Below are 18,861 nucleotides of genomic sequence, written 5' to 3'. Positions count from 1 at the left end.
GCGTTGACCACCAGGGTGCTGCTGCGCAGGGTGATCAGCCCCTGGCCCCGCATCTCCTGCAGGGTGCGGTTCACGTGCACGGTGGTGAGGCCGAGCGCATCGCCGAGTTCGGTCTGGGTGATCGGCAGGGGGCAGCGGTGATCGCCGGCGAGGCCCACCGCTTCGAGCTTGAGGTACATCTCGCAGAACAGGTGGGCGATCCGGCCATAGGCCGACTTGCGGCCCATGCCGGTCATCCATTCCCGAAAGATCGCCGCGTCGATCAGGGTGTCGCGCCACAGCACCGCCCCGAGGCGCGGGAAGCGCAGGGTCAGGTCACGGACGCTGTCGTGCGGGATGAACGCGACCGTGGCCACGGTCACGGTGCCGAGGCTGTGATCCATCACCGGCAGGTGGAGGCTCTGCAGATCGGGGGTGTCGCCGGGAATGTGGAACGAGAAGATCTGGCGGCGACCCTCGCCGAGGATCTTGTAGCGGCACAGCCAGCCTTCGAGGACCAGGCAGCATTGCGAGGGCTTGTCGCCTTCCCGCACGATATCCTGCCCGGGCTCGAGGGTCTCCTGCTCCTCATCCGAGAGGGTGGCGATGCTGTCGAGCTTGCGCAGCAGCATGGTCATGGGAGCGTTGTTGGAAACCGGGTGCATAGCAACTTCGCCTTTCACTTGTGGCGCGAGCGCTCTGCTCCTCAAGCCACCCGCCTCTCTTATTGCTCCGCCGACGCTGGAAGCGTTTCTAGATGTGCGTGATACCGATGCATTATCATATGATAATTTGAAATCCCCCGCGCGCCCGATGCGTTACGCGACCTTTTCGCCGCTCGGTAGTGGTCGGGCGATCGATAGAACGGGAGGCATGGGCCGTGGGTCCGATGACTCTCGTTGCTTCGCTGAATGATGTGTCGCACGGGATCCCGGGGTGGCGAGACGCTCGATCGGTCGCCTGCAGCCGTCGATGGAAGGTTTCTCGCAAGGCGCAGGGGCACAACGAGGCTTCAGACCAGAATGGATTAATCCGGCGTCCTACCGCGGCTCGGCATTCGGGCGGTCAACCGACGCAGCGTTTGAAGACGCTCGATTGCCCAACCATGCGGCAACGGGGTGAGGTGCGATGCCTCGATTTGCGGCATCGACAGGAATGTTGCGGTGCACTAAGTCTCTCGCCTTCGATGGGTCGGGCCCCGGTGCTCGGCGGAGCTGTTCGGCCTCTTCCGGGTTTCCGGCTGCAGCGTTTTCTTTCGAGCCCGCATCGGAGAGTCACCCCATGGCGTGGGTCATTCTGAGCGTGGCGGTGGCCACGGAAATCGCTTGGGCCTTGAGCCTCAAATGGGCGGCTGTGCGGGGAGATTGGGCGACCTCGTCGGTCCCAATCGTCCTGAGTTTCGTCAATATGGGCCTGTTGGCTCTTGCCATGCGTGGTCTGCCGGCCGGGACGGCCTATGCAGTGTGGACCGGCCTCGGCGCCGTCGGGGTGGTCGTGTTCGGCGCGCTGGTCTTCGGCGAGAAAGTGAATGCGACCCAGATGGCCTTCATCGCCCTCACCATCACGGGTGTGGCCGGCACGAAGTTTTTCGCTCAAGTGTAGTCGATCGCTCACGGGGGCTATGGCGGTTCGCTTGAAGCCTTCCAGCACGGGACCGGGAGACGACAGCTTCTCAGGCGACAATGCTTGCGGGTGAACGACATCGGGCGCCTTCGGAATGAGGTCGCTCTGCCGGTGCTCGGTCCCTCCATCCAGGCACCCGGTCGAGCGAACGATGCGATCGGCCCGTGCTGAGGCATGCGACCTCCCGAGACCCCATCGCGCGACCGAATGCGGATAGGCGAGCCAGCTGTCCTGGCCGGTGGGTTCGTCGCAGCGCCACGTTCCGGGGCGTCGCTGAGCCGTCGATGTCTCATTCCCATTGAGAAGCTCTGCGCCGTCAGTGCCGGACATACTCCCAGACCTTGGAGATCACGACCGAGCCTTCGCCCACGGACGAGGCCACACGCTTGACCGAGCCTGCGCGGACGTCGCCCACCGCGAAGATTCCGGGATGTGACGTCGCGTAAGGTGATCCTGCCCCGATCGCGTCTCCGGTCAGCACGAAGCCGTGGCCATCCAGTTCGATGAGGCCCGAGAGCCATCCGGTGTTGGGTGCGGCCCCCACCATCACGAAGACGGCGCAGACCGGGCTCGTCCGCAGAGTTCCATCGACAACGCTGCGGGTGGTGACCGCTTCGAGACGGTGCTCGCCATGGAGAGCGCTGATTTCGGTGCCGTAGTCGATCGTGATCGCCGGGTCCGCTTCCAGACGGCTCGAAAGGTAGTGCGACATCGAGGCCGCGAGCGACGGTCCGCGCACCAGGAGGCGAACATGCTTGGCCGACCGACTGAGAAACATCGCCGCTTGACCGGCTGAATTGCCGCCGCCGATGATGATGACCTCGGCATTCCGGCAGTAACGCGCTTCGATTTCCGTTGCCGCGTAGTAGACGCCGGCGCCCTCGAACGCTTCGAGCCGATCGATCGGCAGGCGACGATATTGTACACCGGTTGCAACGACCACGGCACGGCCGCGAACCCGTTGATCGTTCTCGAACGTGGCGCAGAACGCTCCGTCTTCGAGCTGATCCAGTCTGGTGACCCGGCGCGGCATGGCGAACCGCGTCCCGAACTTCATCGCCTGGACCTCGCCGCGCCAGACCAGATCGGCGCCGGAGATCCCGGTCGGAAATCCCATGTAGTTCTCGATGCGGCTCGATGTCCCGGCTTGGCCGCCGATCGCGACATCCTCGATCACCAGGCTGTGCAGCCCCTCGGCGCCCGCATAGACGCCGGCCGCAACGCCGGCGGGGCCACCGCCGACGATGAGCACGTCGAAAGCCTCGTCGTCGACGAGGTCGTGGTTGAGGCCCAGCAGATGCGCGACCTTGTCGGATGTGGGCTCCGTCACGACGATGTCGCGTCCGAAGATCACGGCAGGCCTGTCGACGGCAATCGAACAGCTTCGCGCCACGGCATCGGCCTCCGGGCTTGCCAGCGCGTAGGATCTGTAGGGCAGGCGGTTGCGGCTCATGAATTCTGCAATCCGCCGAACCGCCCGGTCGTCGTCCTCGCCGAGGAGGACCAAGGTGCCGTCCCGCGTGTCGAGTTGCCGCCGACGGCGGGCGGCGAGCACCGTGATCACGATGTCCGACATCTCGGGGATCTCGGACATCAGCCGCAGCATCTCCAGTCGCGGCACCTCGATCACGCTGGTATCCCGCACCGCCCGCATCGGCATCGACCAGTTGCCGCCATTCAGGAACGCGATCTCGCCCATGAACTGCGTCGGCCCGAGTGTCGACGGAAGATGGCGCTCGTCCGTGAATGGGTTCACCACTTCGACTTCGCCCGTTTCGACGTAGACGAATCGATCAGCGGGTTCGCCAGCACGTGCCAGGAACCTCCCGGCCGGGTAATGCCGCTCCACCCCAACGGCCCGAAGGGCTGCGATATGCGATGCCGCGAGGGGAACCCGCTGCATTTCGGCGAGGTCCCGTCCGATCGATTCCATCTCTCGTTCTCCCTGCCCATCATCGAGGTGCGGCGCAGAGTCGATCACTCGAGCCCACCAGGCAAGGGACGGCTCCTGCAGGAGGTCCGATGTTGCGCCGCGCCGCCGACGATACGGATGCAGGCGTCGTTCGGTCGACCGGAAAGCCTCCGTCAGTCCGAGTCGGTCCACGACCTCCCCGCGACCATCCAGGAGGGATGCCCGTCGCGCCCATTTCGGCGTTGGGTGCGACGGGTCACGACCGCGTCGTGTTTCCGACCGGAGGCATGGATGCAGGATCGCGCTTTTCGCAAACCGGTCTTGTCGGGGCGAGTGACGCAGCCACAACGACGATACGCGGCGCGACCGCGCCCGTTTCCACCCTTTGATCCGAAGCCCCGGTAAGGTGCGGCCTGTTGCGAACTCCGATGTGAACGCCGTCCGGGTCCAGTACGATCGACGCCGGGATCGCGCGAACCGGACCGGTGGCCCGCGATACCGCAAGGGCCCGATGGACGGGGCGAGTCCTGCGACCCGAGCCGTGAATGCCGAAGCGAACCAAGCCTGCCAGAAAGGCCGGCCCGACCCAGTCGCTCACGACAGGTAGTTCACCAGCGTCAGTTTCGAGAGCATCGAGGTCACCTGATAGCTCGCCTGCAACTGGTTCTGCATGGCCAAAAGTTTGGATGCGACTTCTTCGGTGGAGATCGAATCCGTGCCCGCGAGGGTGTTCTGCAGTTGCGCCTTGGTGGCGCCGTTCTGTGCCTTGGCGTTGGTGATCTGGGCCGCGGCGAGGCTGAGTTCGGTGGCGATCTGGGCGATGCCCTGATCGTCCTGTTTGGATGTGAGAACGGTGCGGACACGGTCGGTCAGGGCGGTGTAACGGCTCCGTTCGCTCAACGCCAAGGTCCGGTCCGCGGCTGAAAGGGTCGTGTCGTTCGGTTCCTTGGTGCTGGCGAAGCTCTCGCTCGCCAGGGCGGCGATGCCCGCCAGCGCGTTGCGGATGCCGGCCTCGTTGGCCTGCGCGCCGATGCCGATGGATTGGCCGCTGCTGACCTGGACGGTTGCCGTGCCACGTGGATCGGCGAGGCTCTCGTCGCCCGTGTACCAGATGACCGTCTTGCCGGCTGGATTGGTGGAGAAGCCGCCGGTGGTGGTGTCGACCCGGCGTGGGGCGAACGCGTCCGACTTCGAGCCCGCGAAGAAGTCCTTGGAGGCCAGGACGGTGGACGAGGCCGCGAGCGTCGTGCCGGCGCTCGTCTTCACCGTGTCGGAAAGCGCCTTCTGGATGTTCAGGGCCGTCGCCTCCGGGCTGGCGCCGATGGCGAAAACCGAAGGATCCTTGCTGTCCGCGACGGTTCTGGCCGTCAGCGTGATCGTCGTCGGGGTGCCGTCGCGCAGGCCGAGGGTCAGCGTGATGGTGTCGCCGTCCTTGGGCGGCGTGACGGCGCTGACCGTCAGGGAGGCGCTGGCAGGGGTACCGCCCGAGAGGGCCAGGGTCACGCCCGGGGGAGATTTGCTCTGGGCGGCGGCGATCCCCCTTTCCCCGACGGCCATCGTCAGGCTGGCGAAGCTTCCGGCCGTGTCCGGCCCGATCACGAACTCGTTGGCCGCGCCCGTTGCGACCGTGCGTGCCGTGTAGATTGCGACGGTTCGAGTACCATCGGGCTGCACGATGGTCACCGGGACCGACGCGCCGTCGACGGGTTGCGCGGCGAGACTTGCGGGAGCCGCCATCTGGCTCTGCCCGAGTGCCAACTTCAGCTTGGCGCCGCTATCGGTGCCGATCAGGAATTCGTTGGCTCCGAGGGCGGGGCCTGTCCGCGCCGTGTAATCGACGAAGGCTTGACTGCCATCGGGCTGGTTGACGCTGAGCCGCACGACATCGCCGTCCGTCGGCTGCGTGCCGAAACCGAGAGCCACCCTCGGCGCACTGGCCGCGTCGAGATTTTCGCTGAACGCGGCCTTATTGGAGCTGTCGATGCCCAGCAGGGTGAAGCCGAAATTCGCGCGTCCGATCGCGCTCGCTCCCTCGGAGACCGTGACCGCCGCCGTCCCGGTGGCCGGAATGCTGAGGTTTCCCGTCCCGGTGATCCCGTCGGCGGCCTTGCGCTCGGCGATCATGGCGTTGAGGCCGGCCTTGGTGCCGTCGCCGTTGAGGATCTCGTGGGCTGAGATGACGGGTGGCGTATCTGTGGCGCGCCCTCCGAACAGGAAGGTTCCGGCGTAGTTCTGGTTCAGGGTATCGACGAAGAGGTCGAGGTTGGCCACAGCCGTCTGGCGGGTGGTGTCGCGGGCCGAGGACGAACTCGTGTTGGTCAATCCCTCGGCGATGCCGCTCACCGTTGTCGACGTGACCTTGGACAGATTCTGCAGGCTGGCCGAACCGAGCGTGATGCGGTTGAGGGCGCCGGTGATGCTGGCGGCGTAACCATCGAGGCGCGCGACCTGGGCGTGTGCGCTCAAGCTCGTGGTACGGGAGGCACCCAAGCCGCCATAGGTCTCCGCCACCCGGCCCGTGGTCAGCTGGGTGGTGAGCGTGTCGAGCTTGTCCTTGGTCGCGAGCAGGCGCTGCGTGTTCAAGGTGGTGGTGTAGCTGCCGGCCGCGAAGGGCGTGATGGTCATGGGCGCGATCCCGGGAACGGAGGACGGACGACGTTGGGCGGGACCACGGCTCAGATCCGCAGGAGCGTGTCGAGCATGTCGCGGGCGGCCGTGAGCACCCGCGCGTTGGCACCGTAGGCGGTCTGGAGCTGGATCAAGTTGGCCATCTCCTCGTCGATCTTGACCCCGGATTCGCTGGAGAACCGACTCTGTGCCGTCGCGAGGGCGATCTGCTGCCCTTCGTCCAGGCTCTGGCTCGACGCCGCGTTCGCTCCCTGCGCGTCGATGATGCGCAAGGTGAAGTCGGCCACGTTGGTGGTGAAGGGCGCCCGCACGCCGCCGATGCCGGAAGCGGCCGAGAAGGTGTAGGGGCGGGTGATCAGCCCGTCCAAAATCCGTTGCGGACGCGTTGCGTCGCCGGACTGGGTCGTCGCCGAGGACAGCACCAGGGCGCTGGTATCGCCCTTGATCGCCGGGTTGAGGGCGATGCGCTGGGCAAAGCCCGTCAGCTGGGAGCCGCCATCGAAGTTGCCTGTGTAGAGGCCGTTGGCCCGGCCGGAATCGACGAACAGAGCGATCTCGGGATTGTTGCTGGGAGCTTTCGTTTCGCTCGCGGCGGACGGGATGGTGAGGGTCGCGCCAAGTGTGGTCACGGATGCCGTGCCTGCCACCGGCGTTGTGCCAAGCGCAATCGTGAGTTTGCCCGCCGTGACGGACGCGACATAATTCGGTTGCAGGGCGGCTGTGATATTCGCTGCCAGTGTCGCATCGCCGTTGATCGTCCCAATGGGTTGGGCACCGGGCATTCGGAAGGCGATAGGCGCGGAACCATCGATATCGCCAGTTCGGAAGGTAGCAGTCCCGGTGTCCGAGGCGACGAGAACGATCTGAGAACCGTTCGCGAGACCCAGTGTGATCCGATTGCCTGCCTTCAACCCGTTTAGGTCGATGCCTGTGCTCGCAGCGGCGCTAACGGTCCTGTCCGTGGTCGATTGCGCCAGCCCGGCCGCCAATTCGTCGATCTGGCGCTGTGCCTGGACCAGGGTGTCGTCGCGGGCGGTCACGGCGGCCGCGAGGGAGCCCGAGCGCAGGGCGCCCGTGGCGATGAGATCGATCCGAGCGCCACCGGGTGTCGTTGCGGTGATCGTGCCGACGCCGCTCTTGCCCGCCTCCGTGGAATAGAGGGCCTCGGGGCTCAACACCGCGCGGCTGTCGAAGCCGAGCGATGCGGAAACGCCGTGATCGACCAGGGTGACGCCCGACTGGGTCATCACCGTGATCGAGCCATCGCCCACCTGGGTCGCCTGAACGTCCATGTACTGGGCGAGCTGGTTGATGGCCTGGTCGCGTTGATCGAGGAGATCGGGACTGGCACCGATGCCGTTGGCGGCGACGATCTTCACGTTGAGCTGTGCAATGGACCTGAGCAGGGAACCGGCACTCTTCACGTCGCTGGCGATCTGCGATTCCATCCCCGTGCGCAGGGTCTGGATGCCGTTGGCGATGGTGCCGATCCGGCTCGCGAGGGTCGCAGCGTTGCTGGCTACGGTGGCGCGTACGGAGCTCACCGTGGGATCGTTGGCGAGTGCCTGGAGGGACTGCGTGTATCCGTTGAGGACGCCGTCGAGGGATGTGCTCGAACCGGGAACGCCATAGAGCGCATCGAGCTGCGTCCCCACGTTGGCGGCAATGCTCGTATAGGCCGCGCCGGAGCTCTCCAACCGCAGTTGTTTCTGCGACGTGGCGTTGAGAATTCGCGAGACATCGCCGCTGTTGATGCCCGTTCCGTCGTTCTGGGCAACGGAGGACTGGACACGCTTGACGTAGCCGACCGTGTTGACGTTGGCGATGTTCTGCGAAACGACGCCGATCTGGGCCTGCATCGCCTGCAGGCCGGCTGTTGCGGTGTTGATCGCGTTCAGCGACATCGATTCGGGCCTTCCCCTCGCGCGAGGTCCTGAAGCGGGCGTGCAGAGTGTTCGTCCTGCGGCCGGGTGCCCCTTGCGTCCCTAATCTGCTCTGGAAAGTGAGGCAGAAAACGTTCGCAGGGGCGGCGTTCCTAGAAAGATGACTTGGATGGTTGATGTTTCGTTTTCATCTTAATATCGATGTTAGCGAATGATATTGATCAGGTCGCTCATCATGGTCTGCGCCGTCGACATCACGCGGGTGTTGGCTGAGTAGGCCTGCTGCGTGACGATCATTTTCGAGAATTCGGCCGCGATGTCGGTGTTCGACTGTTCGATCTCGCCACCCACGACGGACGATCCGTTGAGGCCGGAGATCGGCGCGCCGGAATCGAGGGTCTGGGTGTAGGTCCCGTTGGTGTCGCCCTTGAGGGCGTCGGCGTTCTTAAACTGCACGATCCCGACCTGGGCGAGGGCCGCCGAGTTGCCGTTGGAATAGGTGCCGGTGATCTTGCCGTCGCTGGTGATCGAGAGCGAGGTCAGGGTACCCGACGCGTAGCCGTCCTGCTGCACCGTGTCGGTGCGGACGCTTCCTTCGCTGGTGGCGTACTGGGTCAGGGCGCCTGCGGCGATGTTGAGGCCGACATTGCTGAGTTTGACCCCGTCGACGGTAAGGTCGGGGATGATCGGGGCGGTCGGCGACGTGAGCTGGCCGCTCTTGAAGGTGAACGCTTGGCCGACGTTCTGCCAGGCGTCGTCCGCGGCGCCGGCATTCGAGTTGCCGAGGTAGAACAGGTTCCACACGTCATCGGTTGCGGGCTTGGCCGGCGCAGCGGCGATGGGTGGCGTCGCCGTCGGATCGGCCGTCACGGCGGCGGTGGCCGCGCCTCCGTTCTGGACCTTGGCCCAACGCATCTGAACGGTCATCGGAGCGCCGGAATCGGTATAGGCGGTGAGCGAACCCCCGGAGAGGGTGTCGTTGAGGAATTTCGTGGCATCGCTTCCCTTGATCGGCGTTCCCAGGGCGGGGGCCGCCGGATCGGTGAGAACGGGGGTGTAGGCCCCGGATGTCAGGGTCTTGAGCAGTGCCGAGTCGGCATTGCCCGCGACGGCATTCTTGGTCGACGGCGTCATCGGCAGATTGGCGCCGTAGGCAATGCTCGTCGTCGGTTTGGCGGCAAGCGATGCCGTCGAGATCTTGATGGGGCCGGTCCCGGTGGTCTGTCCGGTTCGGGGGTCGAGACTCTGGCCGGTCAGGTAACCGCCGGCCCCGTTGACGAGATAACCCTGGTTGTCGGATTTGAAATCGCCCCGGCGGGTGAAGTACTGGGCTGCGGAAAAACTGGCCTGACCCGCCGCGTCGCCGGTCTTCGTCTGAACCGTGAAGAACCCCTGCCCGCTCAGGGCCATGTTGGTGTCGATCCCGGTGGAAACCAAGCCGCCCTGAATGGTGTTGGTCAGCCGTGAGAAGGCGCCGACGGAGCCGGAGACCTGCTTGTTCAGCGGCTGCTCGGCGATCATGTCGACGAAGTTCGTATCGACCCGCTTGAACCCGGTTGTCTGCGAGTTGGCGATGTTGCCCGAGATGTTGTTCAGCGAATACGACTGGGCCTGGAGGCCCGACACCGCGGTTTGTAGCGCACTGAAAATGTCCATGGTCGGCCTTGGGGTCCGCGAGATCGGTCATACCTGAGTCAGCAATCCGTATGCCGTCGGTGTTGTCTCGGAAAATCAAGGGCTTAGGTCGTATCGTTCGTCCCGGGCGGCGCTGCGCCCCGGCAAGTCTTGCCGATGCGGCGGCGGTTTATGCCGGCCCCTCGGCGACGTCGAATGTCCGATATGCTACGGGTCCCGGCAGCGTGAGGTTTACGGAAATGCGTGCTGTCCTTCTGGTCGCGGGCCTGCTGACAGGCTTACCCTTGGGTGCTTCGGCGCAACCCGATCCGAGTCCTCATAAGCCGAGGCCGTCCGCGCCTCGGCTCGAAACCGCCACGCCGGACGCGCCGTCCACGTCATCGGAGGAAGCGCAGGCGCGGCGTGATCGCGCCGAGGCCGAGCGCAAGGTCCGCGAGAAGGCCTTCGACGATCGCGTTCGTCGCGCGACCTCGTCCATCTGCAGCAATTGTACGACGGGTCCGACTCCGCGTCGTCGTGTCCGCGAGCAGGCAGCGCCGGAACCGCGCGATCCGATGTTCGACCCCGCGGAAGCGCCGCCGATGCCGGACTGAGTTTACCGTTGACGCTGTGGGGCGTCATCGCTGCCCACCTCGATCTCGGTGGACCGGCATGGGCCTCAGGACGAATGGTGTTGCCCGGCGCCGTGCCGAGCGAACGGATACCGATATGACCACCCTGTATGCAGGGGCGGAAGCGCAGCCGCCTCGGTCCTTTTCTCTGCCTTCTGAGGTGAGGAGCAGGGAGCTTCGAACCTGCAGGGAGGCTGCGCCGCGTGAGGGCCGAAAGGGTTGGGGCAATGGCAGGTGATCTGTTTCACGAGAACTGGCGTCACGAACAGCGTGCCGATGGGCTCTATGTGATCATCGAAGAGATTGGTGGGCTCGGTGCGCTCGGCCCGTTTCCCGACGCGGAAGCCGCTCGGATCGGTTTCGCCCGCTACTTCCTCGGGCTGGATCTCGCACCACCTTCTGCGCCCGTTCTGCCCAAAGCCGACACGGTCTCCGTCGCGGACAGGCGATCGCACGATGCGTCTGTGGATGACGGCCGCACGCGTATCCTCGATAGGCGCGATGGCGAAAATCGGTGACCGAGGTGACGGATGCAAGGTCGGCGACGTGACTGTATGGTCATAAGGCCATTGATTCTGGCGTGACCCACCCTGTACCCCCAGAGAAGTGAGCGCCGCGTTTTGCTTGACAACCAACGGACGATGAAAAATGCCTATGCATTAGGCTGCGGCCACGCCTGCTTGGGGAAGGATGTGGGATTGATCCGCGCGGGGGTGCCATCCCATCCCGCGGAATCGTAACGATGCCGTAGGGGTATCGTCATTGCTGGTTGTTCGGGGGCAGGCGGGTCCCGGCGGCTGGAAGTTCAACCGTGCGACTGCTGGACATTCTGACGTAATGAAATCAATCAAAGCCTTGTTCGGCACCCGCACGCGGCACGACAGCAACCTTTCGATTCAATCCGACTACGATCTGCTTGCACGCAGCGGGTTATTTGATCGGGGCTACTATCTCCGTGAGAACCCGGATGTCGCCGAGAATGGGGCGGATCCGATCCATCATTATCTCACCATCGGCTTCGTCGAGGGGCGTGAACCCTCAGCGTTCTTCGATGGTACGGGTTACCGGGAGGCGGACCCCGCGATCAAGAGCGAGGGTATCAACCCTCTCGTCCATTGGTTGCGCTCGGGTGCAGCTGAAGGGAGGCCGGCCCCCGTACGCATGGGTCGGTCGCCGATCTCTGGTGAAGTCCGGTCGGATTACGCCTTGGTCGCCCGCAGCGGTCTTTTCGATATTGGCTACTATCTCGCGGCCAATCCGGACGTTGCTGCCTCCGGGGAAGATCCCATCGTCCATTATCTCCAATTCGGATATCTGGACGGACGCGAACCATCGGCATTCTTCGATGGAACCCGCTATCGCACCGAGAACGGAGACGTTCGCGACGCGCGCATCAATCCTCTGGTCCATTGGTTGCGCCTCGGTAGCGCCGAGGGACGCGTAGCGCCCGTCCGCACCGCTCCGACCCTTGCGCGGCCGGGTACCGATTACGCGCTCGTTGCCCAAAGCGGGATGTTCGACGTCGGCTACTATCGGAGGGCGAATCCCGATGTCGCGGACAGCGGCATGGATCCGATCCTCCATTACATCACTAACGGCTTCTCTGAAGGACGGGAGCCGTCTGAATTTTTTGACGGCCAGACCTACGCTGAACGTTATCCTGACGTCCGCTCAAGCAATCTCGCCCCGCTCGTCCATTGGATGCGCGTTGGACTTCACGAAGGCCGTTTTGCACCGATCCGAAGTAGCGAGGGCGTCAGTCCCGGGACCGATTACGATCTTGTCGCCCGTAGCGGCCTGTTCGATGCCGCGTTCTACTTAAGAACCTATCCGGAAGTGGCCGCAGCCGGGTTGGATCCCGTCGCTCACTACCTGCGTAGCGACCATGCGGATGGGCTTCAGCCCTCGGCATTCTTCGACGGCGCCGCGTATCTCGCCCGGCATCCCGAGATCGCAGCGGCCGGCGTGAATCCACTGGTGCATTGGTTGCGAGTTGGTCACGACGAAGGCCGTTCCGCACCCGTAGCCGTTGGCCCGTCAGGACAGCACGGTCCTGGGTCCGATTATGATCTTGTGGCCCGCAGCGGCTGGTTCGATGAGGCACACTATCTCACGCAGAACGCCGACGTTGCCGAGGCCGGTTTGGATCCGGTGGCGCACTACCTGACGGGAGGTTATCGCGAGAATCGTGAGCCGTCCGCGTTCTTCGACGGACGTGGCTATAGTGCACGCTACCCCGATGTGGCGGCGGGAGCCATGGCCCCGCTCGTCCATTGGCTTCGTATCGGTCGTACGGAGGGGCGTCATCCACCGATCCACGTCCTACCGAGCCCAGGTCACGACTCCGATTATGCCCTGGCAAACGGAAGTGGGCTGTTCGATCGTGCATACTATCTTTCGCAGAACAAGGATGTTGCCGAAGCCGGTCTCGATCCGGTGGTTCACTACCTCGCTTCCGGTTTTCGAGAGAACCGAGAGCCGTCTGGGTTTTTCGACGGGTGTGGTTACAGCGCCCGCTACCCCGACGTTGGGCTCGCAGACACTGCGCCCCTGATTCATTGGTTGCGCATCGGTTTGGCCGAAGGTCGCGATGCTCCATTCCACAGCGGGATAGCCGAGCCGGAAGGCGGCTCCGATTACTACATCGCGATCCAAAGCGGTTTGTTCGATCGAGCGTACTACTTGCGGGAGAATCGAGATGTGGCCGAGGCTGGCCTCGATCCCGTCGCACATTACCTAACTTCGGGCTTTCGCGAGAATCGCGAGCCATCGGGGTACTTCGACGGACGTGGTTACCGCGCGCGCTACCCTGACGTAGGCCTCGCCGATATCGCGCCCTTGATTCACTGGTTGCGTATCGGGCTGGGTGAAGGTCGCGAAGCACCGATCCGCGCCCTGACCGACGTCGGAGCCGGGATCGGCTCGGACTATGACGTTGCAGTGCGCAGCGGATTGTTCGACCGGTCCTACTACTTACGCGAAAATCCTGACGTCGCCGCGGCTGGGTTCGATCCGGTGGCACATTACGTCACTTCGGGTTTTCGTGAGGGACGCGAGCCGTCGGAATTCTTCGATGGACGTGGCTACCACGCCCGTTATCCCGATGCTGTGGATACCGCACCCCTGGTGCATTGGGTACGCGTTGGCCTCGTCGAGGGGCGGCGGCCACCATTGCGCGGCGCCCTACCGCCCGGTGCTGGTATCGCCTCCGATTATGAACTCGTCGCCCGAAGCGGCCTGTTCGATGTCGGCTATTATCTGCGCACCTATCCCGATGTCGCCGCCGACGGCATGGATCCCATCGCCCATTACCTCACGAGCGGGCACCTTCAGGAGCGCGAGCCGTCGCTGTTCTTCCACGGCCAAACCTACCTGGAGCGCTACCCCGATGTCCGCGCCAGCGCGATCAACCCCCTCGTGCATTGGTTGCGGACAGGAACCCTTGAGGGACGTGAGGCGCCCCTGAACCCCCGCGGGATCGGTCAGCAACTCAGTCTGCGCGACCTGTGCGAGCCCACCCGTTCAGAGGCCACCGCCGGCCTGTCGGACTCGGCCTTTCGCCCCAGCGTGGTGACGCCGGCCTTCAACACCGAGCCTTCCTATCTCCAGGAACTCTTTCAGACCCTGCTGAATCAGAGCTACGTCGGCTGGCGCTGGATCATCGTCGACAACGGATCCGAGCGGCCCGATACGCTGCGAACCCTGCGCCGGATCGCGGCCGCGGATCCCCGCGTCACCGTGGTGTTCGCCGAGCGCAACCTCGGCATTGCCGGCGGCACGAATCGCGCCATCGCCGAGGCCGACGGGACGCACGTCGCGCTCGTCGACCACGACGACCTGCTGCCGCGTACCGTGTTCGAGGCGATCTGGAAGGCGATCGAGGCCGAGCCCGATGCGGACCTCGTCTACACCGACGAGTGCAAGATCTCGGACACGGGCGAACTCTACGACGTGGTTCTGAAGCCCGGCTGGTCGCCGGTTCTTCTTGAGAACACCATGTATCTCTCTCACCTTTCCGTCTACCGCCGGGACTTTCTCGCGACCGTGGGCGCGTTCCGGCCGGACTTCGACGGCACTCAGGATTACGACTTCGTCCTGCGCGCTTCCCGCCATGTCGAGAAGGCGATCCACGTGCCGGTGATCGGCTACGTCTGGCGCGCGTCGCCGACCTCGACGGCGACGTCGATGACGACGAAATCCTACAGCGTCGGGCGCCAGGAGGCGTCGCTCCTCGAATTCGCCCGGCAGCGCGATCCGGAGGCGTCCGTCTCGCCCGGCTTCGGAGATGGATTCTGGCGCACGCACTACACCCTGCCGGCCGCGGCACCACTTCTGTCCTACGTGATTCCCACGGGGGCGGGGTCCCGGATGGTGCGGGACCGGCGCATCAATCTGATCCTGAACTGCGTCCGGAGCTTCGAGAACACGGAGTTCTATCCGAACCGGGAATACGTGATCGTCCACAACGGCGATCTTTCCGATGAGCAGAACGCGCAACTCGCCGAGACGCCGGGTATTCGCCTGGTGCACTACGAGGACCGCTCCCTCAACATCGCGCGGAAACTCAACATCGGCGTCGCAGCCGCCGAGGGTGAATTCGTTTGCCTGCTGAACGACGACGTCGAGGCCATGACGGCGCGCGGCGGCGAGGAACTCGTCGCCTTCCTGCTCGCGCATCCGGACGTCGGCATGATCGGCCCCCTTTGCCTGTTCGAGAACGGCACCGTTCAGCACAACGGGGTGATCCTCCTCGAACAGGGGCCCTCACACGCGGGGCTGTTCGTCGCCCCGAGCCATGCCGGCGCCACGGGCAATCTCCTGCAATGTCGGCGCGAGGTGTTCGGCGTCACCGGGGCCATGGCCATCGTGCGCCGCGCCGATTATCAGGCGCTCGGCGGCTTCGACGAGCGCTTCCCGCTCAATTACAACGACGTCGATTTCTGCTTGCGCCTGCGCGAATCCGGCCGCACCTGCGTCGTCGATCCAGGCGTACGGGTCTATCATTACGAGAGTGCCTCGAAGACCGGCACCTATCGCTGCGAAAAGGAAGCGCTCTACGCCCGCTGGCCGGGCTTGCGCGACCCGTACTTCAACCCAGGCTTCGACCAGCGCGATCCGACCTACCGTGTGCTGCTTCGGCCCGAGCGGGCCCCCGTCGAGACGGACCCGGCCGCGTTCGAGAATTGGCTTGATCGCCATATCGCCTGGCGCATCCGACATTACCCAACCTCCGGCGCGATCCGGTTCACGCTCTGCGTGCCAGTCTACGACCAGCCGGCCGCCTTCTTGGAGGAAATGCTGCAATCCTGCCTATTGCAGACCTACACCAACCGCGAGATCGTCATCGTCGACGACGGATCGACCCGGCAGGATACCTTGATTTGGCTCGCCAAGGTCGAGGCCGCGGGCCATGCCCGGGTGATCCGGCACGAGGCGAACGCCGGCATCGCCGGCGCCAACCGGACCTGGCTCGCCGCGGCCGAGGGCGAGATCCTCGTACCCCTCGACGCCGACGACTACCTCACCATCGACGCGCTCCAGGTGATGGCGCACTGGATCGCGCGCTTCCCCGAGGCACGGGTGTTCTACTCGGACGAGTTCAAGTCCAATCCCGCCTCCGCCAAGGCGAGCCCGTTCTTCAAACCCGCCTTCGATCCATTTCTGTCTGCGAACTGCTGCTATCAGACCCATCTCATGGCTTGGCGGCGCGACTTCCTCGTCGAGATCGACGCGTACAGTGATGATCGCGCGACCTGGTGCCACGATTGGGATGCCATCGGCCGGGCCTGGGCCGTCGGGCATGAGCCCGTGCATGTGCCGGAACTGCTCTACGCCTGGCGGATCAATCCCGGGTCGACGGCCTCGGCGGAGACCGGGGACAAGCCTGCAGCGGTGGCCTCACAGAAGTTCGTCCTCGATCGGTTGGTCGAGGCACGCGGGCGGTCGGGCGATGTCGCCGTGCGTTCGAACGAGAGCGGCCAGCACACCGGCATGTGGTCGCTGAGACCACGGCGCACCCTCGACAGCGTCATGAATCTCTGTGTCGAGGAGGCTTGGCGAGACGGCGGGGCTGTCTTGCGGGCCGCTGCGAGCACGGACGCCGAATGGCTGTACCTGCATACCGGGGCGTCGCCCGTTGAGGCCGATCTGCTGGAGCTCTCGGCCCTCGCCCTGTGGGACGAGCGCCTCGACGTCGCCTCGGGTCTGCTCACCGATGCCACGGGAACCCTCATCACGTGGTCCGGGGCGTTCTTTTGCCCGGACGGGACGGTGCTCGACCCAAATCTCGGCCGGACGTTCGACGGCTCCTATCACGGGCAGATCCATACCCAGCGCTGTGTCGACGTTGCCGCACCGACCAACGTCGTCATCCGGATCTCGGCCCTGCAACGGGTCCTCCGCACGAGCGGCGACGCCCTGACCTCCGACGAGCTCATGATTCGTCTCGGACTCGACGCGGTCCACAACGCCCGGCTCGTTGCGGTCACGCCTTACCTACGAACGGTGTGGAAACCGGCACCCGGCCTCATTCTTCCAGTCGACCGGACAGGCCTGTTGGCTGGGCTCGAGGAGCGACTGCTTGCTAGCCGTTGGTACGATTCACGGCTCAGTCCCGAGCGCTGCTATGGGATCGAGCCCGAACGTTGGAGGTGCTGAACATGCGGGCCCACGATCGCGTGCGGCGTTGCGATCAGTCTGCGGTCGGGCGTCTGTCGGTCAGGCCCATCCGATGAATCCATCGCCGCCAGCGTTCCTGCTGTTACGGCAAAACCGTCGATTAGCAGGATGCCTTTTCGCGAGGCGGAGCATCAGTGATCGTCGATGGATATCGGCATTGGGGGGAGCAAAAGTCCGCCGCCTGACGGCTGGCGGCCGCCCCTACGAACGCCGGCCCCCTCAGCCCAGCGGCACCGCCTTCGGTATCGGCTACGACGCGCAGGCGAGCGACCGCTGGATCGGCACCGGCAACTCGCTTCTGCGGCGCAATACCTGTCTTCCCAAGGCCGACCCGTTCGATCCGCGCCTCAGTCGCTCGGGGGGCGAGGATTACGACCTGTACGTGCGCCGCGACCGCCCCGGTCGCCGCATGGTCTGGTGCAACTCGGGCTGGTCGGCGCCCTCTGGGCGGTCGCGCGCCTGCGCAACGCTCCCGATACGGGCGCGCGCCGGCTCAAGGTCGCGCAGGTCGCCGGCAAGCTGCTTTGATGGACAATGCCGAAGGGGCATCGCTGATGGACGAGTTGACCCTCCGCATCTATCCGTCGGTGCGCGCCGCTGCCACGGATCTCGAGACGCCTGGCCTGGCGGGCTACGCCTTCGCGCGTCACGCTTGGCTCCAGGCCTGGGCCGATACCTTCGGCGCGCAGGCTCACATAGAACCCGCCATCGTCGTGATGGCGGATGCGCGCATCCAAATGGTCCTGCCCCTCGGCATCACTCGGCGGAACGGCCTGCGCACGTTGGAATTTCTCGGTGGGATCGTCACCGACTACAACGCGCCCGCTATTGATCCCGACTTCGCCCGCAGCCTCGACGCCACGGCCGTGCAAGCTCTGTGGCGCCGGATCACTGCCGCCCTGCCGTCCCACGACGTCGTTTGCCTGACACGGATGCCCGTGACCCTGGACCCGCCCGAGGGAGCGGTCGGGGAGCGGGTGCCCAATCCCCTCGCCCTTTTGCCGGGCGTCAACGCTGCCGGGCAAGCGCGAAGCGTGACGTTCCCGGACAGATACGAAGCGCTGACAGGGACCCTGCGCCCGAGATTCTGGGCCGACACGCAGCGCTGTCGCCGCCGACTCGCCGAAGTGGGGCCCATTGCCTTCGTCGTCGCCGACGATGACGCCGGCATGCGGGCGCTTATCGTCTCGCTGAAGCGGATGAAGTCGCGGCGATGGCGTGAGACCCACTCCAAGGATTGGTTCGCCGTCCCGGCCTTCTCCGATTTCTACGACGCCATGGCCCGGATCGACCTTCCGGAGGGGCGAATCCACGGGAGTTCGCTCAACGTCTCGGGCACGGCCGTGGCAGCGCATCTCGGCCTCGTCTATCGCAGCCGCTTCTACCTCCTCCTGATCGGATGGGAGGCGGACGGCTGGCGCCGTTTCAGTACCGGACGCCTCATGACCGAGACTCTGCTGCGCCAGGCCTTCGACGAAGGCCTGCGGGTTTTCGACTTTACCGTCGGCGAAGAGGCCTACAAGGACGATTGGGCCAACGCCCTGATGCCGCTGGTCCGCTACGACGAGGCCATTACCGCCCGTGGTCGCTTCGCAACGGTCCTGATGACGGCGCGCGACAGATTGCGAGCCCGCGCCACGCAAGTCGCGTGGCTCCGCAGGATCGTGCGCCGGTTGGCGGGTCGGCCGCTCGCATGACCGGCTTCGAGACGATCCGGGATGCGGAGGGTAGACCCCTGTGATTGGCCCGAGGTGGCGCCCTGGGCCGGAGGCTGATCTGGCCCGACACCCGGCGGGCGACGACCCTTCCTAGTGCACTGACTCAGACGGATGGTTCAGGGGTTCGGTTGAGAGCGTCGAAGATGGCAGCGGCGGGTTTGGTCCAGACGAAGGGTCTGGACCTTTGGTTGTGT

At 65.0% G+C, this 18,861-nt stretch carries 10 protein-coding genes; 5 read left to right on the top strand and 5 right to left on the bottom strand.

What is annotated here, in order from left to right; translation table 11 throughout:
- Nucleotides 1-617 (bottom strand): Crp/Fnr family transcriptional regulator (locus tag ASG60_RS11075; RefSeq protein WP_244476642.1); only part of this gene is annotated, 617 nt, incomplete at its 3' end.
- Between the two features lie 643 nt (nt 618-1,260).
- On the opposite strand from ASG60_RS11075, the gene ASG60_RS11070 reads away from it, so the two are divergent.
- On the top strand, nt 1,261-1,581 hold the full coding sequence (locus tag ASG60_RS11070) for a multidrug efflux SMR transporter (RefSeq protein WP_056174667.1): 321 nt from the start codon (nt 1,261-1,263) through the stop codon (nt 1,579-1,581).
- Between the two features lie 337 nt (nt 1,582-1,918).
- Here the strand turns inward: ASG60_RS11070 and ASG60_RS11065 are convergent, their stop codons facing one another.
- The 4 genes from ASG60_RS11065 to ASG60_RS11050 form a co-directional block, all read right to left on the bottom strand.
- Nucleotides 1,919-3,535 carry a cyclic nucleotide-binding domain-containing thioredoxin-disulfide reductase gene (locus ASG60_RS11065; protein ID WP_056357959.1) on the bottom strand — a complete coding sequence of 539 codons (1,617 nt, stop codon included), beginning with the start codon at nt 3,533-3,535 and terminating at the stop codon, nt 1,919-1,921.
- Between the two features lie 573 nt (nt 3,536-4,108).
- Nucleotides 4,109-6,139 (bottom strand): hypothetical protein, encoded by a 2,031-nt coding sequence (locus ASG60_RS11060; RefSeq protein ID WP_056385615.1) that lies wholly within the window; start codon nt 6,137-6,139, stop codon nt 4,109-4,111.
- A gap of 50 nt (nt 6,140-6,189) precedes the next feature.
- Entirely contained in the window at nt 6,190-8,046 is a 1,857-nt protein-coding gene (gene flgK, locus ASG60_RS11055) for a flagellar hook-associated protein FlgK (protein ID WP_056385613.1), read from the bottom strand.
- 183 nt (nt 8,047-8,229) lie between these two features.
- A complete protein-coding gene (locus tag ASG60_RS11050) occupies nt 8,230-9,681 on the bottom strand; it encodes a flagellar hook-basal body complex protein (RefSeq protein WP_056385610.1) in 1,452 nt (483 codons plus the stop codon).
- 50 nt (nt 9,682-9,731) lie between these two features.
- Here ASG60_RS11050 and ASG60_RS22730 point away from each other — a divergent pair, with 50 nt between their 5' ends.
- The 4 genes from ASG60_RS22730 to ASG60_RS11030 all read left to right on the top strand — a co-directional run bounded on the left by ASG60_RS22730 (nt 9,732) and on the right by ASG60_RS11030 (nt 18,646).
- A complete protein-coding gene (locus ASG60_RS22730; RefSeq protein ID WP_210168492.1) occupies nt 9,732-10,253 on the top strand; it encodes a hypothetical protein in 522 nt (173 codons plus the stop codon).
- A 245-nt stretch (nt 10,254-10,498) separates the two neighbouring features.
- Nucleotides 10,499-10,789: a hypothetical protein gene (locus tag ASG60_RS11045; protein ID WP_056385608.1), complete on the top strand. Its 291-nt coding sequence runs from the start codon at nt 10,499-10,501 to the stop codon at nt 10,787-10,789.
- 2,182 nt (nt 10,790-12,971) lie between these two features.
- Nucleotides 12,972-16,928, top strand: a complete 3,957-nt coding sequence (locus tag ASG60_RS22030; RefSeq protein WP_162244790.1) for a glycosyltransferase — start codon at nt 12,972-12,974, stop codon at nt 16,926-16,928.
- A gap of 575 nt (nt 16,929-17,503) precedes the next feature.
- Complete coding sequence (locus ASG60_RS11030) at nt 17,504-18,646, top strand: GNAT family N-acetyltransferase (protein ID WP_056385605.1); 1,143 nt, start codon at nt 17,504-17,506, stop codon at nt 18,644-18,646.
- Nucleotides 18,647-18,861: the final 215 nt, after the last annotated feature.

Source organism: Methylobacterium sp. Leaf469, from assembly GCF_001424745.1.
Taxonomy (GTDB): domain Bacteria; phylum Pseudomonadota; class Alphaproteobacteria; order Rhizobiales; family Beijerinckiaceae; genus Methylobacterium.
This window is presented reverse-complemented; position numbering and strand designations above follow the sequence as displayed.